This window comes from Serratia sp. NPDC087055 (assembly GCF_044900985.1).
In the GTDB taxonomy this organism is placed as follows: domain Bacteria; phylum Pseudomonadota; class Gammaproteobacteria; order Enterobacterales; family Enterobacteriaceae; genus Serratia.
Map to the genome: position 1 here is coordinate 170,929 of NZ_JBJDOG010000004.1, position 23,004 is coordinate 193,932.

The 23,004-nt window shown below is 52.1% G+C and carries 22 protein-coding genes and 1 tRNA gene; 8 read left to right on the forward strand and 15 right to left on the reverse strand.

Features of this window, described 5'->3' with window-relative positions; translation table 11 throughout:
* Positions 1-65 precede the first annotated feature (65 nt).
* The 5 genes from ACI2J2_RS18955 to ACI2J2_RS18975 all read left to right on the forward strand — a co-directional run bounded on the left by ACI2J2_RS18955 (position 66) and on the right by ACI2J2_RS18975 (position 5,390).
* Entirely contained in the window at positions 66-1,079 is a 1,014-nt protein-coding gene (locus ACI2J2_RS18955) for a TRAP transporter substrate-binding protein (protein ID WP_404760614.1), read from the forward strand.
* A gap of 23 nt (positions 1,080-1,102) precedes the next feature.
* Entirely contained in the window at positions 1,103-2,974 is a 1,872-nt protein-coding gene (locus ACI2J2_RS18960; protein ID WP_404760615.1) for a TRAP transporter large permease subunit, read from the forward strand.
* 22 nt (positions 2,975-2,996) lie between these two features.
* Positions 2,997-3,758 (forward strand): SDR family NAD(P)-dependent oxidoreductase, encoded by a 762-nt coding sequence (locus tag ACI2J2_RS18965; protein ID WP_404760616.1) that lies wholly within the window; start codon positions 2,997-2,999, stop codon positions 3,756-3,758.
* Positions 3,759-3,826: 68 nt separating this feature from the next.
* Positions 3,827-4,864 (forward strand): LacI family DNA-binding transcriptional regulator, encoded by a 1,038-nt coding sequence (locus ACI2J2_RS18970; protein WP_404760617.1) that lies wholly within the window; start codon positions 3,827-3,829, stop codon positions 4,862-4,864.
* A gap of 103 nt (positions 4,865-4,967) precedes the next feature.
* A complete protein-coding gene (locus tag ACI2J2_RS18975) occupies positions 4,968-5,390 on the forward strand; it encodes an HIT family protein (protein WP_404760618.1) in 423 nt (140 codons plus the stop codon).
* Between the two features lie 35 nt (positions 5,391-5,425).
* Here ACI2J2_RS18975 and ACI2J2_RS18980 read toward each other — a convergent pair whose 3' ends face one another.
* Positions 5,426-5,662: a DUF4282 domain-containing protein gene (locus ACI2J2_RS18980; RefSeq protein WP_404760619.1), complete on the reverse strand. Its 237-nt coding sequence runs from the start codon at positions 5,660-5,662 to the stop codon at positions 5,426-5,428.
* A 146-nt stretch (positions 5,663-5,808) separates the two neighbouring features.
* Here ACI2J2_RS18980 and ACI2J2_RS18985 point away from each other — a divergent pair, with 146 nt between their 5' ends.
* Positions 5,809-6,396 carry a histidine phosphatase family protein gene (locus ACI2J2_RS18985; protein ID WP_404760620.1) on the forward strand — a complete coding sequence of 196 codons (588 nt, stop codon included), beginning with the start codon at positions 5,809-5,811 and terminating at the stop codon, positions 6,394-6,396.
* Between the two features lie 42 nt (positions 6,397-6,438).
* On the opposite strand, the gene ACI2J2_RS18990 is transcribed toward ACI2J2_RS18985, so the two are convergent.
* Together ACI2J2_RS18990 and ACI2J2_RS18995 are read right to left on the reverse strand one after the other, a co-directional pair.
* Positions 6,439-7,179, reverse strand: coding sequence for an autoinducer binding domain-containing protein (locus tag ACI2J2_RS18990; protein ID WP_404760621.1), 741 nt, complete (start codon positions 7,177-7,179; stop codon positions 6,439-6,441).
* 355 nt (positions 7,180-7,534) lie between these two features.
* Positions 7,535-8,758 (reverse strand): NADH:flavin oxidoreductase/NADH oxidase family protein, encoded by a 1,224-nt coding sequence (locus ACI2J2_RS18995; RefSeq protein ID WP_404760622.1) that lies wholly within the window; start codon positions 8,756-8,758, stop codon positions 7,535-7,537.
* 70 nt (positions 8,759-8,828) lie between these two features.
* Here ACI2J2_RS18995 and ACI2J2_RS19000 point away from each other — a divergent pair, with 70 nt between their 5' ends.
* Positions 8,829-9,230: a MerR family transcriptional regulator gene (locus tag ACI2J2_RS19000; RefSeq protein ID WP_209637929.1), complete on the forward strand. Its 402-nt coding sequence runs from the start codon at positions 8,829-8,831 to the stop codon at positions 9,228-9,230.
* A gap of 302 nt (positions 9,231-9,532) precedes the next feature.
* Here the strand turns inward: ACI2J2_RS19000 and ACI2J2_RS19005 are convergent, their stop codons facing one another.
* From ACI2J2_RS19005 to ACI2J2_RS19040, 8 genes are all read right to left on the reverse strand, one after another.
* Positions 9,533-10,477 carry a hypothetical protein gene (locus ACI2J2_RS19005; protein ID WP_404760623.1) on the reverse strand — a complete coding sequence of 315 codons (945 nt, stop codon included), beginning with the start codon at positions 10,475-10,477 and terminating at the stop codon, positions 9,533-9,535.
* Complete coding sequence (locus tag ACI2J2_RS19010) at positions 10,477-11,607, reverse strand: DUF3696 domain-containing protein (RefSeq protein WP_404760624.1); 1,131 nt, start codon at positions 11,605-11,607, stop codon at positions 10,477-10,479. The genes ACI2J2_RS19005 and ACI2J2_RS19010 overlap by 1 nt, the downstream gene beginning before the upstream one ends.
* Positions 11,604-12,686, reverse strand: a complete 1,083-nt coding sequence (locus ACI2J2_RS19015) for a DUF262 domain-containing protein (RefSeq protein ID WP_404760625.1) — start codon at positions 12,684-12,686, stop codon at positions 11,604-11,606. The genes ACI2J2_RS19010 and ACI2J2_RS19015 overlap by 4 nt, the downstream gene beginning before the upstream one ends.
* Positions 12,687-13,057: 371 nt before the next feature.
* Complete coding sequence (locus ACI2J2_RS19020) at positions 13,058-13,297, reverse strand: ogr/Delta-like zinc finger family protein (RefSeq protein ID WP_404760626.1); 240 nt, start codon at positions 13,295-13,297, stop codon at positions 13,058-13,060.
* A 2-nt stretch (positions 13,298-13,299) separates the two neighbouring features.
* Positions 13,300-13,668 (reverse strand): hypothetical protein, encoded by a 369-nt coding sequence (locus tag ACI2J2_RS19025; RefSeq protein ID WP_404760627.1) that lies wholly within the window; start codon positions 13,666-13,668, stop codon positions 13,300-13,302.
* Between the two features lie 196 nt (positions 13,669-13,864).
* Positions 13,865-13,959, reverse strand: a tRNA-Sec gene (locus ACI2J2_RS19030).
* 101 nt (positions 13,960-14,060) lie between these two features.
* Positions 14,061-15,407: an esterase-like activity of phytase family protein gene (locus ACI2J2_RS19035; RefSeq protein WP_209637959.1), complete on the reverse strand. Its 1,347-nt coding sequence runs from the start codon at positions 15,405-15,407 to the stop codon at positions 14,061-14,063.
* Positions 15,408-15,483: 76 nt separating this feature from the next.
* Positions 15,484-16,683: a CynX/NimT family MFS transporter gene (locus ACI2J2_RS19040; protein WP_404760628.1), complete on the reverse strand. Its 1,200-nt coding sequence runs from the start codon at positions 16,681-16,683 to the stop codon at positions 15,484-15,486.
* A gap of 126 nt (positions 16,684-16,809) precedes the next feature.
* Here ACI2J2_RS19040 and ACI2J2_RS19045 point away from each other — a divergent pair, with 126 nt between their 5' ends.
* A complete protein-coding gene (locus ACI2J2_RS19045) occupies positions 16,810-17,664 on the forward strand; it encodes a LysR family transcriptional regulator (RefSeq protein WP_404760629.1) in 855 nt (284 codons plus the stop codon).
* A gap of 53 nt (positions 17,665-17,717) precedes the next feature.
* Here the strand turns inward: ACI2J2_RS19045 and xylR are convergent, their stop codons facing one another.
* The 4 genes from xylR to xylF all read right to left on the reverse strand — a co-directional run bounded on the left by xylR (position 17,718) and on the right by xylF (position 22,923).
* Positions 17,718-18,896, reverse strand: a complete 1,179-nt coding sequence (xylR, locus tag ACI2J2_RS19050) for a D-xylose utilization transcriptional activator XylR (protein ID WP_209637965.1) — start codon at positions 18,894-18,896, stop codon at positions 17,718-17,720.
* A gap of 298 nt (positions 18,897-19,194) precedes the next feature.
* On the reverse strand, positions 19,195-20,379 hold the full coding sequence (gene xylH / locus ACI2J2_RS19055) for a xylose ABC transporter permease XylH (RefSeq protein ID WP_404760630.1): 1,185 nt from the start codon (positions 20,377-20,379) through the stop codon (positions 19,195-19,197).
* Positions 20,357-21,898 (reverse strand): xylose ABC transporter ATP-binding protein, encoded by a 1,542-nt coding sequence (locus ACI2J2_RS19060; protein ID WP_265556669.1) that lies wholly within the window; start codon positions 21,896-21,898, stop codon positions 20,357-20,359. The genes xylH and ACI2J2_RS19060 overlap by 23 nt, the downstream gene beginning before the upstream one ends.
* Before the next feature lie 29 nt (positions 21,899-21,927).
* Positions 21,928-22,923, reverse strand: coding sequence for a D-xylose ABC transporter substrate-binding protein (gene xylF / locus ACI2J2_RS19065; protein ID WP_209637972.1), 996 nt, complete (start codon positions 22,921-22,923; stop codon positions 21,928-21,930).
* Between the last annotated feature and the right edge of the window lie 81 nt (positions 22,924-23,004).

Consider the following 23,004-nt stretch of genomic DNA (forward strand, 5'->3'; position numbering starts at 1 on the left):
ACCCAGCAGGGGAAATCATCTTAACCACCAGCATCGCAGGTTATCTGCGATCGGGAGCCAGGCTGATGAAATCACTCATAAATCGCTTAACTCTGCGCGTGTTTATTACGTTGTTCTTCGTCCTTTTTATCCTGCCGCTACGGGTCAACGCTGCCGACGTGAACCTGCGCGTGTACTCATCACTGCCCGACGATGAGTATTCTTCGCATGCCATTTGGTTTAACCGTTTCAAACAGAACCTGGATAAACGCCTGCCAGGCAAAATCGCCCTCAACTATTTCCCTAACGGCATGCTCGGCAAAGAGGCCGATGCCGTCCAGCAGGTACGTATCGGCGCAATCGACATGATGATCTCCGGCACCTCAATCTGGGCCACCCTGGTACCGGAAATTGGCGTACTGGATCTGGGCTATCTGTTTGACGATAACCAGCAACTGGGTCAGGCGTTGGACGGTCAGGCAGGCCAACTGCTGAGCGCCATGCTGGCTAAACAAAGCAACATCAAGGTGTTAGGCTACGGTTTCAGTCTGGGTGCGCGCAACATTTACAGTAAAAAACCACTGCAATCACCGCACGATCTCAACCGGATGAAAATACGCGTGCTGCCAGCACCCAACTTTATTGCCACGTTAAAAAGCATGGGTGCCACCGCGATCCCCATGCCCGGCGGTGAAGTGTATTCCGCATTACAAATGGGCGTGATCGACGGTGTAGAACACGACGCCGCCACCGTCTACACCAGCAAGTATTACGAGATCGCCAAACACGCTACCCTGACTCGCCACATCTATAACCCCATTGTCGCCACCATCAGCCAGACCGCGTTCCAACGCATCCCTCAAGCATTGCAAGCCGACGTATTGGCCGCCGCCAGCGAAGCCACGGCTTATGAACGCAAAATCGCGGCGGAAAAAGAAACTCAGGCAATGGACAAACTGAAAGCGGCCGGTGTGATTTTCACCGAAACCGATCGCGACGCTTTCCGCCAACAAACCCTGCCGCTGCAAGCGGCGTTTTCCGCTAAATATCCGCAGGCCAAAGCGGTGTTGGATGCCATTCATGCCGCAACGCAGCCGTAACGCGCCCCGGTGGAGGATTTGCTATGACCCTTCCTGTCACGCTTGAAATGAGCGTAAAAAAAGTGGCCATCCTGACGCAGTTAAGCCGCTTCCTGACTCGCTTGACCGCCTGTGGCGGCGCATTGGCGCTGCTGATAAACGTGGTAGTGGTATTCGCCTCGGTGATTTGGCGCTACGCGCTGCACAGCCCGATCGAATGGGCCGAAGAAGTGGCCCGTGCGCTGATGGTGACGCTGGTGTTCTTTGGCGTCGCCACCTCCACCGGCCGTGGGCGACACATTGGCGTCGATCTGTTCTTACGCTGGCTACCGGCGACAGCCCAACCGTACGTGGTACATGCCAGCCGTTGGGTTTTGGTGTTGGTGGCGCTCGGGTTGACGGTATCCAGCTTCAGTTTGGTCAGTATTTCGCTGCCGCAAACCACCGAACACGGCTTGCCACAGGCGATTTTTGTGGTGCCGGTGTTTATCGGTGCAACGGTGATGTTGGTCAGTGCGCTCGATCACGCCTGCCAGGCACCGCTGAAAGTGGTGTTGATCAGCGCTGTTGCCGTCGCCTTGCTGGGGGGGACAGGCTACCTCAGTTTGCATACCGCAACCGGACTCGGCTCGCTGCCCGCCGCTCTGATGCTGGCCTGCTTTATTCTGGGCATCCTCGCCGGGGTGCCGATCGCTTTTACGCTCGGCATGTCAGCAATGGTGTTCTTCCTTAGCGATCCCTCGCTGCCATTCGTGTTCTTTGCCCAACAGGTCACCGCTGGCGTTGACCATTTTGTCCTGTTGGCCATTCCCTTCTTTTTACTGGCTGGCGCAGTTATGGAAGTGAACGGCATGTCATCACGCCTGGTTGAGCTGATCGTCCGGGGCATGGGCCGTTATCGCGGTGGACTGAACATGACCACGATTGTGTCGATGGCGTTTTTCTCCGGCATTTCCGGTTCCAAGCTGGCGGATGTCGCCACGGTCGGTGGCGTACTGATGCCGGCGGTACGGCGGGCGCGTCAACCCGCCGCAGAGTCTGCCGGTGTATTCGCTGCCTCAGCCATTATGGCGGAGACCATCCCCCCTTGCGTCAACCTGATCGTGATGGGCTTTATCGCCAACATTTCGATCGGCGCCCTGTTTATCGCCGGATTGATCCCGGCCCTGTGCCTACTGATATTGCTGCTGATTGCCGCCGTGATATTCGGTAAACGCATCAACGTGGATGAGGCCTACCCGGTACGGATGCCGACACGCCAACTGCTGATCGGTGCCGCCGTCGGGTTGGTGATGATATTGATGATCGGCAAGGGGGTGGTGGCCGGTATCGCGACCTCTACCGAAATCTCCGCCTTCGCGGTGGTCTATGCCATCGTGGTCGGTCGGCTGGCTTTTGGTGAGCTGACGCTGCAGGCCACCCTAACGCTGTTTGTCGATACCGCCGCGCTGTCCGGCATGCTGCTGTTTATCGTCGCCTGTGCTACCAGTTTGTCCTTCGCGCTGACTATCGAGATGATCCCGCAACAATGTGCCCAACTGTTGGTTGCCATCGGTGCGAACTACGGCCCATGGTTGTTCCTGCTGCTGTCGATCGTCATTCTGATTATCTTCGGCGCGGTGCTGGAAGGAGCTCCGGCACTGATTATCTTCGCGCCAATCCTGGTGCCGATTGCCACTCAACTCGGCTTCAACGCCCTGCATTACGCCATTGTGATGATTCTGGCGATGGGTTTTGGTCTGTTTTCCCCACCGATCGGCCTCGGCCTGTATACCACCTGCGCTATCTGCGGCGTGCCCATGCAGGACGTGATCAAGCCGATGGCCAAATACCTGCTGATCGTACTGCTCGGCATCATCGTTATCGCGCTGTTTCCGGCGCTCACCACCTGGCTGCCGACGTGGCTGGGCTACTGATTGACTCAAAAGGAGCTACACCATGTTCTCTGATTTAACCAACAAACGCGTGTTAATCACCGGCTCCACTGCCGGTATCGGGCTGGCCACCGCGGCCCTGTTCGCCCAACAGGGTGCCAAAGTGGGGATTAACGGCATGCGCAATGAACCGCCGGCAGAAATCGCCACCTTCCCTGGCGAGCATGCGTTCTTTTCCGCCGACTTATCCCGTTCTGCTGGCTGTGAAGCTCTGGTAGAGGCCTTTGTCGCTCGCTTCGGCGGCATCGATATCCTGATCAACAATGCCGGTGGGCTGGGCGGTCGCAATGGACTGGAAGCGATCGACGACGAGTTCTTCGACCGGGTGATGGATCTAAATTGCCGCTCCGCACTGATGGTCACCAAATTCACTATCCCTTACCTGCGCACTTCAGCACGAGAAAACGGCGTTACCGCCAGCGTGATCAGCACCGGTTCCATTGCTGCACGTGAAGGCGGCGGTATCGGTGCAGGTCTCTATGCCAGCGCCAAAGCCTGGCTGCATAACATGCACCGCAACTGGGTGAAGGAGTTCACCCAAGACAATATCCGTTTTAATATCGTGTCGCCGGGCAGCATCGACACCGCTTTCCACCACGGCAAAAGCGACGAAGTGCTGGGTAAAATGCGCGCATCCATCCCGATGGGCCGCTTTGGCCGCAGCGAAGAAGTAGCGCCCACTTATCTCTTCCTGGCGTCACATAATTGCAGCGGTTATATCACCGGACAGATTATCGATGTCAACGGCGGTCAGCTCGCGCCCTAAGGGCCTGTGACTCACTTTCGGCCGCGTGATAAAGTCGGCGCAATGGGTTAATGCAAAACGGGAATGTGATGGCGAATATACGTGATGTGGCACGTCATGCCGGGGTGTCGGTCAGTACGGTGTCCAACGTGCTGAATGGCCGAGTCGATCAGATGCGCAAGGATACGTTGGCCCGAATTGAACAGGCGATGGCGGCGTTGCAGTATCAACCGAACCGCGCGGCGCAACAGCTCAAAACCGGGCAGGTCAAAATGCTGGGCCTGCTGGTGCCCTCTATCGTCAACCCTAGCTTCGCTGCACTGGTGCGTGAGATTGAACTGGCGGCCAAGCAGAACTATGGCTATCAGGTGCTGCTGGGCGATACGCACCGGCAAGAGGAAGAAGAGGTCCGCTTTCTCGATGACCTACTGGCATTAGGTATTCGCGGCGTGGTGGTGGCCTCCACGTTTTACGATCGCCCCCATTTCCGTGATGCCCTAAAACGCGGCCTGGTAATGATTAACTACGACGAGCGCACCCTGGCCGCCCCTGGCGAGACGGTGCTGCCTGTCGACAGTGTGTCGATGGACAATTGCGCCGCCGGCAATATGGCGGCACAGCATTTGATCGCCCAAGGTTGCCACCGTATTGCCTTCGCTACTGCCTCCGGCATGACCAGCAGCCGCGCCAACAAGATTGCCGGTTATCGGCAGGCCTTGGCGGAGGCCGGGCTGCCCGCTACGGTGATCGAAGGTAAGGCGCAGTTCGCCTTTGGCGATGCCGAAATGGCCGAATTGGGGAAAACGCTTGCCGAACAGATTTGCCAAAGTGAGCCACGACCAGATGGCATTGTCGCACTCAATGACATGCTGGCCATCGGCATGATCTCCGCTTTCCAACAGCTGGGCGTGCAAGTGCCGCAGGATATTTCGGTTGTCGGCATCGATAACATGTTTCTGTCCGAGCTGTTTAACCCGGCGCTTAGCTCAGTGGCGCCGCCGCTGCGCGAGATGGCGGTGAAAATTGTCGATCGGTTGATGGGACGGCTGGAAAACCCCGAATTGCCGGTGGAGGAGTTTTTATTCGCTCCCAGCCTGGTACGCCGCCAGTCGGTCATTAACGCGTAATCCCCGGCGGAGCTGCGGCTCTGCTCTCTTTCATACTGAATCCATGCTGCGCTCATGCGCGGCGGGGCTTCGCTGCGCCCAAAACCGCAGCGGGAGAATAAAAATGAATAATGAATCCTGCGTTTACTGCCATCCAATCAATGAAATCCTGCTGTGGCAAAACCCGCTTTGCCGGGCCATTTTTATTGTCGACAGCCCTTTTCCCGGCTGGTGCCGAGTGGTGTGGCATGAGCATATTGCCGAGCTAAGCGATATGCGTGACGACCAACGCAACAGCATCATGGCGGTAGTCGCGCAGGTTGAAGCGCAACTACGTCAATTGTTGGCCCCAGCCAAGATCAACATCGCCAGTCTGGGCACCGCGCTACCGCATTTGCATTGGCATATCATCCCGCGTTACCTCGACGACTCGCACTTCCCGGAACCGGTGTGGAGCCAGGCGCTGCGAGCACCCACAACGAAAATACTGCCGGAGAATTTTATTGAATTAATGAGGGAACGGCTGGCGATAACGTTGGGGGAATAACAAAACGCCGGGCTTGCCCGGCGTTTTCAATTGAATTACGGTTTTTCGGCTATTTTGCGCAGGTATTCGTTATTTTTAAACGCAATGATGATCATTTCGAAGCAAACGCGAGTGAACACGCCGCCGATAATGATAGCAAACAGACCACGGAAGAACTCACCGTAGAACATAGAACCGATCCCGCCGAGAAGAATGCCCAGCAGGCAAAGCCAGTAAACGCCGGTGATGATTTTCGGTGTCAGCATCGCGTCAAAAAAGAAAATGTTTTTCATTGTAAATCCTTCCTTAGGCCAGTATTTAATTATCCCAGAGGCGCCGCATCGGTGCGACACGCCCTTTTTTGTCACACCGGTTATGATAACGAGTAACGCGACGAAAAGCGCACTGAAATCAACAAGCCATTACATAAGGGTTGAGGATGCTTAACAAAACGGGCAAGAAAATACTCGGCGGTTTGGCGGCGTTGTTGCTGTTCAGCCAAAGCGCACTGGCACAGGAAACGCTGATCTTCGTACGCCACGGTGAAAAACCCGCCGACAACAGCGGCCAGTTAACCTGCAAAGGGCTGAACCGCGCGCTGGCGCTGCCAGACGTGCTACTGAACCGTTATGGCAAGCCGGACTTTATCTTTGCCGCCGGGCCGAAAGAGAATAAAACCGGCAGTTCGCTGCGGGCGCTGTCGACCATTATGCCCACCGCCGTGCGCGTAGGGTTACCGATCGGCCTTCAGTTCCACGCCGATGATATCGCCGGGCTACAGCAGGAACTGCTCAGCGATAAATACCAGAACTCGCGTATCTTCATCGCTTGGGAGCATAAGAATCTCGATAAGGCGGTGAAGAACATCGTTGCCGCACGCGGTGGCGATGCCAGTCTAGTGCCCGAATGGCCAGGCAGCGACTTCGACAGCATCTTTGTGGTTACGCTGGATCAGGGCAAGGTTTCATTCAGGCAGGAAAGTGAGGGTTTGACCCAGTTGTCAGAGAATTGCCCTTTTGCAGGATAAAGGTTTGGTAGGATCGCATTGGCCGGAACCGACAGACTTTACTTATTGCCTGGCCGACATCGTTAGCGGCGTAATAAGCTCAAGTTCAACACCCCGCCGGATGGCTTGGCGGGCATTGCTGACACCCAACTTATTCACAATATTACCCATATGAAATTTCACCGTACTCACGGAAATCCCTGCAATGGCGGCTATCTCCCCATAGGTTTTTCCCATGCTGGCCCAGTACAGCATCTCATTTTCTCGTGGAGTAAAAATGGGTTTCCGTGCCTCAATATCACGCTTCTGTATACCGGAAATGGCCGATCCAGCTAGACGATACATCTGTTCATTAATATCGATCAGTAGCATCTGTATGGCCCCAGGATCGGACGAAAGCTGCTTTTCCAGTTCCCCGCTTCCATTGCTGGCAAGGATGATGGACAACAACGCCAAATTGCTCAGAGGGTCATGCAATACAAAGGTGAAACCATTAACAATGTTGTACCGTTTGGAGAGAGAAAAGATCTTATCTGTCATCAGGGTTACATTCTCGTCCCATACAAAAGGCGAGGTGCGTTTGAACGCGGCCAGTATCACTGGGTCAGTCAATTGGAAATTGTTGGTACGATAGAGGTCCACCCACTCGCCGGGATAGCTTGAAATAATAAGAGTATCTGATGGGTTATTCTTTCTGACAACCGTGTAAGCGTATTTCGGGCTTCCGAACGGAGACAGCTTCCTGTCAATATGATCCTGGAGAGTTTCCGTTATTGTTCGATGTTCATTGAAAGTGGCAAACATACAGGCTCCAGGCGGTTTGACTCTTCCTTTTGGTGAGAAGAACCATACCTAAGTACAGGCACCAACTATACTTAAGTTCAGGTTATAAATCGGGAACCAGGGTTTATAATAAGCCGTATTAGCTCAGAGTAAAAAAACAGACCTGTACGATCATCAACAACGCTAGGGAAAGCCTTCCGGTCAGAAAGAATTATATAAAAAACTATTACTGACCGGGATTTTTACTTTAACACTGCTAATTTACCCTTTCAAACTCACCTTCGCTGAATCCATAACCGCCTAGCGCCATTGCCTCAACCAAGGATTCTGATACTGAATCCTATTAAACCCATTGAAATTCCCCGTTACCTATCTGTCAGCCGCGTAACTGTAACCATTCACGGTAGCGACGGGTGATACGCGAGGTTCGCCACTGATCCACTATCAATGTGAACAACGGCGAATAGCGTACATTCTTAGAGCGGGCACGCCCCAAGGCGCGGAGACGCCGCTTGATCAATGCCATACGGGCAAGCGCCGCCATCATTTGATTCTTCCATGTTACCGGGGTTGGTAATGCATGCGGTTCATGGCCGGCTTTCCATTGCAGTGGCAGATCCGGCACCTCCGCCATGGCCGTCGCGATACCCACAACAGCGACGCCGCTATCCAACACCTGTTGAGCCACAGACTTACGTGCAATACCGCCCGTCGTCATCACCGGCATGCTGGCGAAGGCGGCAAGTTCGCGGGCAAACTCCAGAAAATAAGCCTCACGTGCTAGCCGACGGCCGTCTGCGGTCTGGCCTTGCATCGCTGGGCTTTCGTAACTGCCGCCAGACAACTCGATCAGATCGACCGGCAGTTTATTCAGCAGCATAATTACCTGTTTCGCATCATATTCAGAGAATCCACCGCGCTGGAAATCGGCAGAGTTCAACTTAACCGCGACGCAGAAATGGGGAGACACGCGCTCACTTACTCGCTGTACAATCTCCACCAGTAAACGAGCACGGTTATTGAGATTACCCCCCCACTGATCGGTACGCTGGTTAGTGAGCGGTGACAAAAATTGAGAAATCAAATAACCATGCGCCGCGTGGATCTCCACCCCGGTAAAACCTGCCTGCTCGGCGGCATAGGCGGTGGCTGCAAAGCGTTCGATCACCTCGTCGATTTGCTTCAAGCTCATGGCAATGGGTTGCGCAAACAGCTTACTGTGCTTCCCCAGCGCCAGCGGAATCGCGGAGGGTGCCCAAGCGTTGCCACCCATGCTGGCCATCACCTGGCGACCCGGGTGATTGATTTGCATCCAAACCTGAGCCCCGTTTTGGCGTGCGACTTTTGCCCACGCCCTGAACGGTTCCAACGGCGTATTTTCCTCAAGCACCACCCCCCCAGGGCCGGTCATGGCTCGGCCATCAATCATCACGTTGCCGGTAATGATCAAACCGGCACCGCCATCAGCCCAGGATTGATACAAGCGCTGCAGCGTGAGGCCAGGCAGTTGACCTGACTCAGCCATATTCTCTTCCATCGCGGCCTTGGCCAAGCGATTCGGCAAAATACTGCCATTGGGCAGGGTAAGTGGGGTGAACATGATGCTGACTCCTCAATCGACAATAGAATAGTTATACTAAGTTTAAAGTTAACTTTAAGGTCAATAGGGCATGAAGATAGGCGAACTGGCGGAACGTTCCGGGCTAGCCGCATCGGCGATACGTTACTACGAACAGCAAGGGTTACTGCCCAAGACGGTGCGCGGTGCCAATGGATATCGCGTCTATGAAGAAGGTGCTCTGGAGCGCTTGCATATGATTCAGATTGGACAAAATCTGGGTTTCACGCTGGGAGCTATCCGCAAGGTGCTTGCCCTGCAAGGCACGGCATACCAGGATGGGTTGATGCAAGGCATGGATCTACGCTTGGTTGAGATTGACCAACTGATGGAAACCCTGAGTCAACAACGTGAGGCGTTGCTGGATGCCCGACAGAAACTGCTCGAATTAGGGCTGACAGGGATTTGCCAGAACACACCCGAACCAATATTGCCCCCCAAAAGAAGAAGATAAAATCCAAACGATCCTTCTCGTTTTCCTTCCAGCGGGGCTTCGACGCAGCCTGACTGCGCCAGGCGGCTGATTATAGCTTTGGCGGAGATCACAGAAGAACTCGATTGGAGGAAGATCACAGGAGTACGTAACACTGCAAACATCATTGAAAAATAACGAAAAAGCATTTAAAAAAGAAGTTTCCCCCCCAAAAATACCACCACTTTACTCTATCAAAAAACTGTTATATGGGAGAAAACACAAAAAGCAAAACCTTTCTTTATAAATAGCAACTTTGTAAAAAATTTATGTGCGTCATTATGTTATCTTTTGGTTATTTTTTCTCCAACATAAACTATATATAGAGGAGATTGATGTTCAATAGGATAAGTGAAATGAATTCTTATTTGCGGTGTTTTAACTTTACCATGCCACGGACAAAGCCGGTTATCATCTTTTTTTATTTTGAAAGTCATTTCATTAGAGAAGTCTCTTTTTTCAGTATCCGACGAATCACTGAACCATGCTTTATCACCTATAAAATGGTTTTGGTTAAGTTCGTTTCCTTCCTGAGTAAACCCGCCCGTTACGTCAAAACAAGATTTTATTTTGTCCAACACCTTGAGTTTCTCCATAATACTTTTTGATGCTGCTTTATAGAATGGTATTTTATTTAAATGAACAAAGCACCCCTCGGTGAACTCTATATTTAAAAATACACTCCTCGCCATACGTTCTAATTGATTCCAACTCTCAATACTTTTTTCAGACGATATTACCTGATCCTCCAATGACTCTTTTGATATATAATTTTCTATATTAAAACTCAAATCACAAGAATTATTCCTCCATGTTATGGTTATTTCTCTATCGGAGTATCTTTCATTTTTCAAGCTGAAAACACCATACTCCTCTCCGCAATATATTTGAGCGGCAGCTTCAGCTAGAGCGGTTCCACTTACGGCTTCATCATCATGAAAATAAAGATCTTCTGATGAATGTAATTGAGCATCATCCCAAAAAGGCCCAGTCTTTGATAACCAGTTCATGACATCTATTCGCTCTGTTTTATCAAAGCTCATTATGTAGCTTAAAATTGTCTTGTCATTTGTAAACTTATAATTTATGAAATTCCTGTGGCAATGTATATGTATCTCTCTTTTTAATAAAAACTGTCTTGCTTTCATAATTACTTTTATTTCTTCAAATAACTCTTCCGAGCTTTTTATCTCATTTTTCAAAGATTTTTCATTGAAAATAATTGTCATTACGAATCCCACCCTGCGAGAAAACTAATATCCTTATCAAACTGATCAAAAAAGCCATTTGGCCAATGGTCTATTCTTCCATTCTCATCGATTTGAGGCGATATTATTTGACTATCACTAAATGCTCTATTGTTAAAAAAGTAGAACGCGATATCATTGCTGATGATTTTTTTACTCTTAACTGCCCGCCTGATACCATTCAGAACATGGTCACTATGGCTTTCAATAATAATCTGAACACCTGTACTAGCAGCTTCAGCCAGAAATTCACCCATCAAGGCTTGGCCCTTGGGGTGCAAGTGAACTTCGGGGTTCTCAATAATTAATAAGTCCCCCTTTTGAGCAGTTAGGCAAGATATTATAATAGGTAATATTTGAGTCAATCCAAACCCCACATTCATCGGTCGATGAAAATCCGTATCTTCCGATGTTCTGATACCTAGTGTAACAGCATTTATTTTCTCTAAAGGTTCGATTTTATACTCAAATCCAGGAAAGAACATACGCATTCTCCCTTGTACTTGTTGGAAAAGAGTCGGAGGTACTTGTTCTAATCTGAGCTCATCCGAAACCAGCTCATCTAATCGATTGAAAAGTAGTGCAATTGAATGCTCTCCAGCTGAAGTTAATCTTCTTTCTTCTTTATCTGTTAAGGCATAAAAATCACGCGGGCCACACCTTTCAGCTTTAATATATGTCATATTACTTAGTGTGGTTATTATATTTTCGTTGCTAAATTCAGGAGGAGTTAAACGCTGAAGCAAAGATGGTGATTCAAACGTTTGGCTATTGAAATTTACTTTTTCAACTTGCATAGATAACTGAGATCTTTCACCTACGAACGTCCAAATAATATTATTTTCCCCATCATCCACAGAAATGCCAATGCTATTTCTTCCATTTACCTTATCAATTACATCAGATACAGTTCCCAAATTAACATTATCACCATTTAAAATTAGATTCCGTGACCATTCATTCGCGTGCATGGTTTGGTTTAAGGTGAGAAGCGATTGTATAAGTGAGGATTTTCCTGATGCATTTTCTCCAGATAAGATATTTAAATTTTTTAGATCTAATCTGACATTTTCAAAACACTTAAAATACTCTAGGCCTAATTTTTTAATCATAAAACTGCCTCTTCCAAAGCTTTTCTTACGCGTGAAAATCTATACTTAACCTTATTAACCTGACTGGTACCCAGCGTTATTGATTGGGAAAAATTTTCATCAGCAAACAATCCAAGGATGCTTTCCTCAATCGATTTTTTTCGAGCATCTACTATATGCTCAGGGATCTCTGACAGTACCACTGACATAACATCCCACAGGGATGCGTTAATTACACTTCGTGTACTATTCTTGTTAATATACTTTCTAAATGCGTGTTTTCCAAACACCGTAATATTATTTTTCAAACTCGTTCTGAAATCTGCTGATATTTTTTCAAGAGAAATATTATTCTTCTTATTATTTATATTTTCTAATGCTTTTGCAAGGAAGTCATCCATATCACCTTTGTATTCGGATAGAGGAAGAGTTTTGAATGCCACAAAGCGATTTACAAACTCTCTATCTCGCATAGTTTTTTGCGTTAGGCTTTCTCCTGTCGCCTTTTTAAATAATGTGGTTTTTGCCTCTGCTTTTAAGAATTTTGTAGCATCGCCCATATATAGGCAATTGCGCATCTGTTGGCGTGTCAATGGCACCCCACTATTTACTCGCTCAAAAATATCCAAGAGTGCCTGCGCAGGAACCTTTGAATCAATTAAATAAAGAATTAAATTGCAATCTTCCACGCGATTTTGCAACTTAGGATGTAAGTCAGAAAATTTCTTCCCATCTAACTCTGATTGATTTTTTAATTTTAATCTTAAATCATCATTCAAAAATCGCTGGAAGGTAGACAACCTTTGAAGCCCATCAACCACAACCATTTGACCACTGCTATTCTCTGCAAGATAGAATACTGGCAAAGGAATTCTCATTAATACAGATTCAATAAGTTTACTTTGTTTATCCTCTGGCCATATGAACTCCCTCTGGAAATCAGGATCCATTACATAACCACCTTTTTCTATTCTTCTTATTACATCGTAAACTGTACGTGGTTCATTTCTGATTAATACAGTATCTATAGGGTAATCGCCTAATGAAAGTTCCGAGCTATCATCCAAACCTTCAATATTTTCTTTTTCTGTATTGTTCATATGAATCCTTTTAATTATTGCAAATAACACGAATTGCTGACGTTAAACATCTTAACAATAGTGTTTTTCTGGGGAAAGTGGATTCTTTCATAATTCTCTGAAAATTATATTCTTATGGGCTGGCGCGCAATGCTATCCCCGCCTCGCCTGCCCGCTTCTTGTGTCACTTTTCATGCAGTTGCATGACAGTCCGTAAACCACGCCAACTCTGGGGCGACAGGGGGGCTGTAAGGCCATTATAGGCATGCAAATTCATGCACCCTATACATGCAAGCTCAAAAATGAGAGGCCCGCCAGAGAAAAAGCCGCAGAAAGCAAACACAGAAGGGAGTAAAAAAACCGCCCCTTCAGAAAGGGGCGGATGCTATTAATCAATGTAGATAATTATTATTTCCATAACGGTTCAATGTTCGGTATTCCGGCGGCGGTGGTGCCGGAATAGTTTCCGGGGGTATAGGTTGCCGGATCACATGCTCAATACTTTCCCGTGTTTTAAAGGTGCTGGAGCAATCGATATTTTGGCACTGGTAGTAGGCCTCTTTGGTCTGTTCCGTCAGATAACGACTGGTGCGCGTATGCGCACCTCTGCGGCAGAAAGGACAGCGCATCATGATTATTCCTCCTCTGCCGCTTTGGCTTTTTTGCGTTCGGCGATTTCCTTGCTGAGTTTCATTCGTGAGGCCGGGCTGTTAATCAGCGTCTGGTCAAGACCACTGAAATCCGGGCCGTACAACCCTATAGCCTCAAGAATGGGGTCACCCTCTGTGCTCAGGGGGTAGCTATCGGCACGTTCTATCAGTGCCTGCATAATTTCCTGCATCACGACTCCTCGCGGATCTCGGGCACACAGATTATTGTTCTGGAACTGCTCTTCGTCGTGGCCGAGACGAGACTGAGCATGGACTCGCAAGGCAACCACGCGGATCAGTGACGAGGCTTTATCCAGTGCGATTTCCAGCGACATCTCAGAGTGGGTTCGCAAAATCGTGCGGTGTTTCTGGTCATAACGGCCTGCTCTTCCGCAGCACGTTTTTTATCATGTGTGGTCGCAATGACCTGACGGATATCATTCAGCTCGGTTTTCTTTTGGTTGTAACCAATATGGTCGACACCCAATACATATTGTTGTTTTTTTTTATGAAATTAATAGACTTTAGCAAGCATGGAAGGAGGATATTTGGCGGAAGATCACAGGAGTCGAACCTGCCCAGGACCGCTGGCGGCCCCAACCGGATTTGAAGTCCGGCCGCCCCACCGGGGACGATGATCTTCCTTCGGGAATCGGAAGCAAGGGGCTGATTATAGCGCAGTTTGCCCTTGGCGCTAAGAGGGAAATGGCGGTAGCCTCCGGCAATGCACCGGAGGCATACAGGGTTAAGGCTTCAACAGTTCCTTCACGTCCAGCAAGATAAATTCGTTGTCATCCGCCACGTTTGGCTGGCGGCTGGATGAGAACGGGAAGTTATTATCGTTACCGACGATGATATGACTGCCGTCCACCACGTCCACGTTTTCAATGGTGAAGAACGGGAAGGTCAGTACACCGTCGTTCAGCGGCTTGCGCGCCAGCTTGTTCGGGTCCTGAATGTTCAGCAGATCGATATATGCCAGTTTTTCTACCGGTTTGCCGACGTTGGCATCCGAGAAAGCGATTTTATACACCCGTTTGAACTTCGCTACCTGGCTGAAGCAATTGTCGGTCGGCGCACCCGCAACGCAGGCTTTGTCCGGCGTGCCTTCGCCGTTATCACGTTCAATCACCAGCCCATGGGTGGCGTCGATCATATTGAAGTCACCGATGGCGTTTTGGTTGTCTTCCAACACGTATTGCCAGCTGCGGCCGGTCCAGGCCTGCTGTTTCACGTCGAACTCCAGCACCCGCAGGTAACGTTTGCCGTCGAGGTTTTCAAACTTCTCGCCATCCCACAGCGCGCCCTCAAGCAAGGGGTACAGCTTGCTGCCGTCCGGCGACGCCGCCATGCCTTCAAAGCCTTTAGAACGCGCCACCTGGAAGTTCTGTTTGCCGTCCGGCGCCCCCGGCAGCGTCAGCGTCGGGTTATCTGGCGATTTGACGACTTTGCCGTCCACCCTGGTGTCAAACACCGCCAGCACCTTGCCGTTCAGGTCGGCCTTGATCAGATAAGGGCCGAACTCGTCGCCGATCCACAGGGCATTGTCGGCGAACTGGAAGCTTTCCGGATCGAAATCGCTGCCGGTCAGGTAACGCTTGTCGGTGCTCTCATTGATGATATGGAAGGGTACATTTTTATCGGGATCGTGCAGGAATACCGTTTTCAGCGGCGTCACCGTGCCGTTGCTGAAGTCGATTTTGTAATGATTGAGGTACAGCATGGCATCCGGCGAGTTGGCCTTGCTGCCAAAACCGTTGTCGGTCAGTACCCAGTAGGTACCGTCTGGCATATGTTTGATGCCGGAATGCCCCTGTAGTGGCTGGCCGTTGATCGGCAGGCCAATACCGGTCATGCGATCGGCGGATTTACCCGCTACGCTGCCCAGTTCGGTCACGCGTTTGCCGCTGGTGTATTTGCCGCTTTGCTGTAAATCGGCAGGCGCATCCTGCGGCGCAGTGACGCTGGATTTTACGGCCAATAGCGCGTGCCCGGCCAAGGTCGCCGGCACCGGTTGGGCGTCAGCCCACAGGTTGGTGCTCAGCGCCATACAGCCAGCCAACAGCGCCAGACGGGTTTTGGTGATGTGCATGTCATGGTTCCCTTTTTGTTGTTATTACCCAGAGGTAAAAGCAACGTCACTATAGGGAGCCGCAATGACAAAAATATTATTCGGCGAACGCCCGCCGGTAGCTGTGCGGGTGGAAGCGCCAGGTAATCGCAATAAGCACCACCACCAGCAATGCATGGATTTGCCAGTCCAGCACAAAACCACCGCTGTAATCACGCAGCAGGCCGGAAATATAGGGCGTGGTGCCCGCCAGCAAGAAGCCGATGCCCTGCATAAACGCCACCAACCGCCCCGCTGCCGCAGGGTGAGGTATATGGTCGAGCGCCAGCACCAGGCACAGCGGGAAAGCACCGCCCAATCCTAAACCGGAAAGCAATACCCATACCCACGGCAGTGTCTGCGGCAGGTAGATAAGCCCGAGGAAACCAATCAACTGCATGACCAGCGCCAGTAATAACAGCGGGCGACGATCCGCCGAACGCGCCAGCGCTGGCAACAGCAGCGCCCCCACCACCTGCCCAAAGGTCATCAGTGCCAGCAAAGTTCCGCTGGCCTGTGGTTGCCAGCCGAGCTGCATATAATAGGGCGGTAGCCAAGCGATCAGGCTGGTATAACCGCCATTGATCAAACCAAAATAGGCACCGAGTAACCAGGCTCGGCGGCTGAACAACAGGCTCGGTCCGTGGGAAGTCCCCGACGGCGTCAGGCGTGCCAAGCTACGGCTCACTGGCCACCAGGCGATCAAGGCAACTAATGCCGGCACCGCCCACCAGGCCAGTGCGCTGTGCCAGTCATGACCGATGTTCATCAGCCAGGGGGTAATCGCTGCCCCTAGCCCGCCACCGCCCATCAGCGCCGCAGACCACAACCCGGCCACCAATGCCATTTGTTTTAGAAAGTGATGTTTGATAATGCCGGGCATCACCGCCTGGATCACACCTATCCCCAGCCCACCCAGTACGGCACTCAGCATCAATTGCGTGCTGCCTGGTGCCAGCTCCCGCCAGGCGGCACCCACGCCAATCGCCAGCAAGCTCAACACTACGCTAGTCCGCTCGCTGAACAGGCGGTTGATCGCCCCACCTGCCAGCGCCATCAGCCCCATCATTAACACTGGCAAGGTGGTCAGCAGTGCCGCACCGCCAAAACTCAGGCCGGTCGCCTGCCGCAACGTCGGCAACAGCGGGCCGATAGAGGTCAGCAACGGCCGCATATTCAAACCAATAAGCACCAAAACCCACAGCAGAGGGTTGAACCAGCGGCGTAAAAGGGGGGGAACTGCAAAATGATTTAACACGGTCTATTCCTGAACTTCCGGGATGAGGAGTGCGGGGTCACAGAGTCACTGCCGCAGCGTTGCCTAACTGTAGGCTCCCCCGTTAGTATTGGGAAATTAAATAATAAAATAGCCAACAGTGGAAAAATGAATCGCTACCCGATGTTTAATCCACAGCTACTGCTCAGCTTTGTCGCCGTGTGTGACAGCAACAGCTTCACTCGCGCCGCAGAACGGGTGTTTTTGTCGCAATCCACTGTTAGCCAACAGGTGCGCCGGCTGGAGGATATGCTGGGTAAGCCGCTGTTTGAACGCTCGTCTCATCAGGTGCTCCTCACCGAAGAGGGGGTGAAACTGTTGAGCTATGCGCGGCGGATCATTGCACTGAATGAGGAAGCGCACGATGCCTTAACCGGCATCTGGCGTGATGGCGTGTTAAGACTGGGAATGCCCGAGGATTTTGCCGCACCGACCACCGAATTGCTGGCAGAGTTTAGCCGCGCCCACCCGCATTTGCGGTTGGACGTCACCAGCGGCCTGAGCGCGGATCTGCACAGCGCCTACGCCCGTGAAGAACTGGACCTGATTTTGGTAAAACAGCGCCGTAACCAACCGCCGCGCGCCGCCAGACCGGAACCGCTGCTGTGGCTCGATAGCCTGGCCTTCCCGGCGATTGAGCAATCACCGGTACCGTTGGCGGTGTTCCCGCTCAATGGGCTATACCGCGACGATTTGTGCCAGGCATTGGATAATCTGGGCAAGCGGTGGCGCATCGGCTACAGCAGCACCAGCCTGGCAGCACTCACGGCCGCTTCTGCCGCCGGATTGGGCGTAACGCTGTTACCCGCCGGCTGTCGCTTGCCAAGCCACCGGGTGCTGGGCAGCGCCGAAGGGTTACCGCCGATAGACAACATTGAACTGGCGTTGTATTACCGCGACGGCGCCCCCGCGGCAACACCCGCGCTGGCCGAACGATTAAAAGCGTTTTGTGGGTTGGTATGAGCTAACCTGTTGCCTTATCAGCTACACATGTAGCCATTATGGCTACATCCGGCCTAATAGCTAACCTCGCCATAGCGCTCGCGATACTCTTTGGGTGTCATGTCATAGCCTTTTTTGAACACCGAATAGAAATATTGCAACGACGGGTAGCCGCACATTTGCGAGATTTCGTTGATGGTCAACGAGGTTGCCTTCAGCAGGTTACAGGCTCGATCCAGCTTTTCCTGATGGATCACATGGTGGATGGTTTCGCCGGTTTCATCCCTGAAGCGTTTTTCAAGATTGGAACGCGACAGGCCAACCGCATCCAGCACCTGTTCGACCTTGATGCCCTTGCAGGCGTGGTGACGAATATAATGCATGGCCTGAATCACCGCCGGGTCACGCAGCGAACGGAAATCGGTAGAACGACGCTCGATCACCTTCACCGGCGGCACCAAAATGCGTTGTAGCGACATCTCGCGGCTATCAAGCAGTTGATGAAGCAGCTTGGCGGCACGATAGCCCATCTGGCGGGTGCCCTGCGCCACCGAAGACAACGCCACCCGCGACAGGTAACGGGTCAGTTCTTCATTGTCGATACCAATTACGCACAGCTTTTCGGGCACCGCGATATCCAGATGTTCGCAAACCTGAAGCAGATGGCGCGCACGCGCATCGGTCACGGCGATAATGCCGGTCTGCTGTGGCAACGTCTGCACCCAGTCCGCCAGCCGGTTCTGGGCGTATTGCCAGTTCTCCGGCGCGGTGGCCATGCCCTGATACACCACGCCCTGATACTGCTCCAGCAGCACCCGCTGACGAAAAGCATATTCACGTTCCTGCGCCCAGCGCTTGCCGCCTTCGCTCGGTAATCCGTAGAAGGCAAACCGATTAATGCCCTTTTCCTTCAGGTGAGTGAACGCCGCCTCTATCAGTGCCTGATTATCCGTGGCGATATAGTGCACCGGCGGGTAATCCTCTTCACGGTGATAAGAACCGCCCACACCGACAATCGGCACCTTGACGTTATGCAGCAAATGTTCGATTTCCCGGTCGTCGAAATCGGCAATCACCCCATCACCCAGCCAATCCTTGATGTTGTCGATACGGCAGCGAAAATCCTCTTCGATAAAGATGTCCCAGTCGCACTGTGAAGCCTGTAAATACTCCCCAACGCCCTCAACCACCTGGCGGTCATACACTTTATTGGCGTTGAACAGCAACGTGATACGAAAGCGCTTTTCGAACATGCGACATCCCCGGTAAGTAGACTGCTCTCTGGGATAACACAACCTCTCTGTGGGAGCAGCAGGCCTCACCTCATAACTGTGATCTCTAAAGCTATATCCAAAATAATTGACGTTGTATCAAGGCGGCAAAGGAACTCATTCCGATGAGCTTACTTAAGTAAGTGATTCGGGTGAGTGACAAATCTGCTAGGAGCAGATTTGAACGCTGCTTGCAGCGGCCCCGTCAGGGGTGAGGCCCAGGGATGGGCTGAATAACGCAGCCAACACAGCTACAGCGTCAAGTATGAAGGATATATTCTTAAGCCCGGCGTTTGGTGGCGGAGTCCATCCATACCGCCAGCAGCAAAATGGCGCCCTTGACGATGTACTGCCAGAACGTCGGTACGTCCAGCATGCTCATGCCGTTGTCCAGCGATGCCATAATGAACGCCCCCATCACCGCCCCGGCCACGCTGCCTATGCCGCCTGCCAGGCTGGTGCCGCCGATCACGCAGGCGGCGATAGCGTCCAGCTCGGCGATATTGCCCGCCGAAGGCGAACCGGCGCCTAACCGCGAACTGAGGATAAGACCGGCAATCGCCACCATGAGACCGTTAATGGCGAATACCGCCAGTTTGGTGCGCTCGACGTTGACCCCCGATAAGCGCGCAGCGTCAATATTGCCGCCAATAGCGTAGATCCGGCGGCCAAAGGCGGTGCGGGTAGCCATAAATATCCCCGCCAGCATCAACGCGGTCAGAATTAACACCGGCGTAGGTACCCCGCGGTAATCGTTGAGCAAATAGATTGCGCCGAGTACCAGCAGCGCCAAAATGCTTTGCCTGGTCACGTCACCGGCAGGCGCCGCTACGGGCAAGCCAAGCTGTACGCGTCGGCTACGCCGCCGCCATTGCCATACCACAAACAGTGTCAGCCCCACCGCGCCGATACCGAACCCCAGCCCACTCGGCAGATAACTCTGGCCGATTTGCGACATAGCGCCGCTGGTCGGTGCCACCGTGGTGCCATTAGTGATGCCGATCAGGATGCCACGAAAGGCCAGCATCCCCGCCAAAGTGACGATAAACGAAGGGACTTTGCGGTAGGCAACCCACCAGCCGTTCCAGGCACCCAACAACAGACCGGCCAGCAGTGTCACCACGATGGTCAGCGGCAGCGGCCAACCGAACCAGACGTCAAAAATCGCCGCTGCGCCGCCCAATAACCCCATCATCGAACCGACCGACAGATCGATTTCAGCCGAAACGATCACAAACACCATGCCAACCGCCAAAATGCCGGTGATCGCCGTCTGGCGTAGCAGGTTGGAGATATTACGCGCGCTGAGATAGGCCCCTTCGGTGGTAAAGGTAAAGAACAGCATAATGACGACTATCGCCGCCAGCATGACAAACACCTGCAAATTAATGGCGTTCCGCTTCACTGTCGGTGTTTTCTCCACCCTTGGTGGCGCGATCGCCTCAGACTGCGTATTTTTCGACATCTGTTTCACTCCTCAATGCGGCTTCCATCACCTGTTCCTGGGTAAGGCCGCGGTTGATCAACGACGCCTTGATGCGCCCCTGGTGCATCACCAGTACCCTATCGCTTAATCCCAGCACTTCCGGCAACTCGGAAGACACCACAATCACCGCAATGCCTTGCTGCACCAGTTGATTAATTAACTTATAGATTTCCTGTTTTGCACCGATGTCGATGCCGCGCGTTGGTTCATCCAGAATGAGAATCTTCGGCTTCAGCAGCAGGCACTTGGCCAGAATCGCCTTCTGTTGATTGCCACCGCTCAACCGGGCGATAGCCAATTCAGGAGAGGAGGTTTTCACCTTAAGTTGAGCCAGGGATTGGCGAATGGTCGCCTGTTCCCGGGCATCGTCGATCACGGTTAATACGCCGCTGAAGTCGTTCAGCGCTGCCAATGTCATATTGGCTCCCACGCCCATCACAGGAACGATGCCATCGCGCTTGCGGTCTTCCGGTACCATAGCGATGCCGTACCCTATCGCCTGGCGGCAATTATTTATGATGGCCGGCTGACCATTGAGGGTGATGCTGCCCTGCCAACGGCCAGGGTAGACGCCGAACAGGCACTGCATGGTCTCGGTACGCCCAGAGCCGACCAGCCCAGCCACGCCGAGTATCTCGCCGCGCCGTAGGCTGAAGGAAATATCATCCACCCGGCGAACCTGACGGTTTACCGGATGCCAGGCGGTCAGATTGTCCACCTGCAAGATCACCTCGCCTATCTCATGCTGTTGTTGCGGATACAGCTCGGTCAGCTCACGCCCCACCATCATGGCGATAATGTCGTCCTCGCTCATCAACGCCGCCGAACGTGTCCCTATATGCTTGCCGTCGCGGATCACGCAGATCAGATCCGAGATCGCCTTCACCTCGTTCAGCTTGTGCGAAATATAGATGCAGGCGATGCCGTGATCCCGCAGATCACCGATGATTGCCAGCAGCGTTGCGGTTTCGCTTTCAGTCAGCGACGCCGTAGGTTCATCCAACACCAGCAACCGCACCTGTTTGTTCAGCGCCTTGGCGATCTCCACCAGCTGTTGCTGCCCCAACCCCAATTCGCCAATCGGGGTATTGGGATCGACCTCCAGCTTGACCTGCGCCAGCATGCGTCGGCAGCGCAGGTACATGGCGTCATAATCCATCACGCCGTACCGCCGCCATTCATTGCCGAGAAACATGTTTTCCAGCACCGTCATTTGCTTTACCAGCGCCAGCTCCTGGTGAATGATGGCGATGCCTTTCTGCTCCGTGTCGCGGATGTTTTTCGCCGCCAATAAATCATCAGAGAAATAAATATCGCCCTGATAACTGCCGTGCGGATATATTCCGCACAGCACTTTCATCAGGGTGGATTTTCCCGAACCGTTCTCACCACACAGCGATAATACCTGGCCGGCCTCCAATTTCAGACTGACATTATCCACCGCCTTAACCTCACCGAACTGCATGGTAATATTTTTCATTTCTAATAGGCTGGGCATTATTCCCTCCACATTACCGGCTGTCTTGATTAATTAATGTCGGCTTTTTTATGGAAACCGTCGGCAATAATGGTGCTTTCAATATTCGTCTTATCAACCGGGATCGGTGTTAATAACCAGGATGCCACTTCTTTGTTGCCATTATTTAAGGTGGCGTTAGTTTTCGGCTGTTCGCCCTTGCCCAATTGCACGGCAATGTCCGCGGCCTCATCGGCCAATTTGCTGATCGGCTTATAGACCGTCATGGTCTGGGTACCGGCGACAATGCGCTTCACCGCAGCCAGATCGGCGTCCTGGCCGGAAATGGCCACTTTGCCCGCCAGGCCCTGTGCGGCCAGGGCCTGGATCGCGCCTCCGGCAGTGGCGTCGTTAGAGGCGACCACCGCGTCAATGTTGTTATTGTTGGCAGTCAGCGCATTTTCCATGATTTTTAATGCGTTTTCCGGCAACCATCCGTCGACCCACTGATCGCCCACCAGCTTGATTTTCCCGTCGTCGATCAGCGGTTGCAGCACCTTCATTTGGCCCTGACGGAACAGTTTGGCGTTGTTATCTACAGGCGAGCCGCCCATCAGGAAATAATTGCCCTGCGGTACCCGCTGTACCAGACTTTTCGCCTGCAACTCACCGACCTTTTCATTATCAAAGGAGATGTAGAAATCAATATCGGCGTTATTGATCATGCGGTCGTAAGCCAAGACCTTAATGCCTTCCCGCTTGGCTTCGCTGATGACGTTACTCAATACCTGGCCGTTGTAGGGAATAATCACCAGCACGTCGACACCGCGGTTGATCATATTCTCAATCTGCGCCATTTGGGTTTCTTCATTGCCGTTGGCTGATTGGACAAACACGTCTGCTCCCAGCGACTTGGCTTTGCTGACGAAGATGTCGCGATCTTTTTGCCAGCGTTCAAGACGCAGGTCATCGATCGCCATGCCGATTTTGACTTCTTTGCTGAATGCCGGTTGGCTGGCCAGCGCCAGCAGTGCGCAGACCGAAAGGAACACAGGTTTAAATTTCATCTTATATACCTTTGTTATTTAACGTGTAAGGGCAATAATTGAAACAGGCTGGTGATGCAACTTAGAGCGGATTGTTATCGC

Excerpts from the sequence above, each read along its gene's own strand:
- ACI2J2_RS18955 (WP_404760614.1), top strand. The coding sequence starts at position 66 with ATGAAATCACTCATAAATCGCTTAACTCTGCGCGTGTTTATTACGTTG.
- ACI2J2_RS18960 (WP_404760615.1), top strand. The coding sequence starts at position 1,103 with ATGACCCTTCCTGTCACGCTTGAAATGAGCGTAAAAAAAGTGGCCATC.
- ACI2J2_RS18965 (WP_404760616.1), top strand. The coding sequence starts at position 2,997 with ATGTTCTCTGATTTAACCAACAAACGCGTGTTAATCACCGGCTCCACT.
- ACI2J2_RS18970 (WP_404760617.1), top strand. The coding sequence starts at position 3,827 with ATGGCGAATATACGTGATGTGGCACGTCATGCCGGGGTGTCGGTCAGT.
- ACI2J2_RS18975 (WP_404760618.1), top strand. The coding sequence starts at position 4,968 with ATGAATAATGAATCCTGCGTTTACTGCCATCCAATCAATGAAATCCTG.
- ACI2J2_RS18980 (WP_404760619.1), bottom strand. The coding sequence starts at position 5,662 with ATGAAAAACATTTTCTTTTTTGACGCGATGCTGACACCGAAAATCATC.
- ACI2J2_RS18985 (WP_404760620.1), top strand. The coding sequence starts at position 5,809 with ATGCTTAACAAAACGGGCAAGAAAATACTCGGCGGTTTGGCGGCGTTG.
- ACI2J2_RS18990 (WP_404760621.1), bottom strand. The coding sequence starts at position 7,179 with ATGTTTGCCACTTTCAATGAACATCGAACAATAACGGAAACTCTCCAG.
- ACI2J2_RS18995 (WP_404760622.1), bottom strand. The coding sequence starts at position 8,758 with ATGTTCACCCCACTTACCCTGCCCAATGGCAGTATTTTGCCGAATCGC.
- ACI2J2_RS19000 (WP_209637929.1), top strand. The coding sequence starts at position 8,829 with ATGAAGATAGGCGAACTGGCGGAACGTTCCGGGCTAGCCGCATCGGCG.
- ACI2J2_RS19005 (WP_404760623.1), bottom strand. The coding sequence starts at position 10,477 with ATGACAATTATTTTCAATGAAAAATCTTTGAAAAATGAGATAAAAAGC.
- ACI2J2_RS19010 (WP_404760624.1), bottom strand. The coding sequence starts at position 11,607 with ATGATTAAAAAATTAGGCCTAGAGTATTTTAAGTGTTTTGAAAATGTC.
- ACI2J2_RS19015 (WP_404760625.1), bottom strand. The coding sequence starts at position 12,686 with ATGAACAATACAGAAAAAGAAAATATTGAAGGTTTGGATGATAGCTCG.
- ACI2J2_RS19020 (WP_404760626.1), bottom strand. The coding sequence starts at position 13,297 with ATGATGCGCTGTCCTTTCTGCCGCAGAGGTGCGCATACGCGCACCAGT.
- ACI2J2_RS19035 (WP_209637959.1), bottom strand. The coding sequence starts at position 15,407 with ATGCACATCACCAAAACCCGTCTGGCGCTGTTGGCTGGCTGTATGGCG.
- ACI2J2_RS19045 (WP_404760629.1), top strand. The coding sequence starts at position 16,810 with ATGAATCGCTACCCGATGTTTAATCCACAGCTACTGCTCAGCTTTGTC.
- xylR (WP_209637965.1), bottom strand. The coding sequence starts at position 18,896 with ATGTTCGAAAAGCGCTTTCGTATCACGTTGCTGTTCAACGCCAATAAA.
- xylH (WP_404760630.1), bottom strand. The coding sequence starts at position 20,379 with ATGTCGAAAAATACGCAGTCTGAGGCGATCGCGCCACCAAGGGTGGAG.
- ACI2J2_RS19060 (WP_265556669.1), bottom strand. The coding sequence starts at position 21,898 with ATGCCCAGCCTATTAGAAATGAAAAATATTACCATGCAGTTCGGTGAG.
- xylF (WP_209637972.1), bottom strand. The coding sequence starts at position 22,923 with ATGAAATTTAAACCTGTGTTCCTTTCGGTCTGCGCACTGCTGGCGCTG.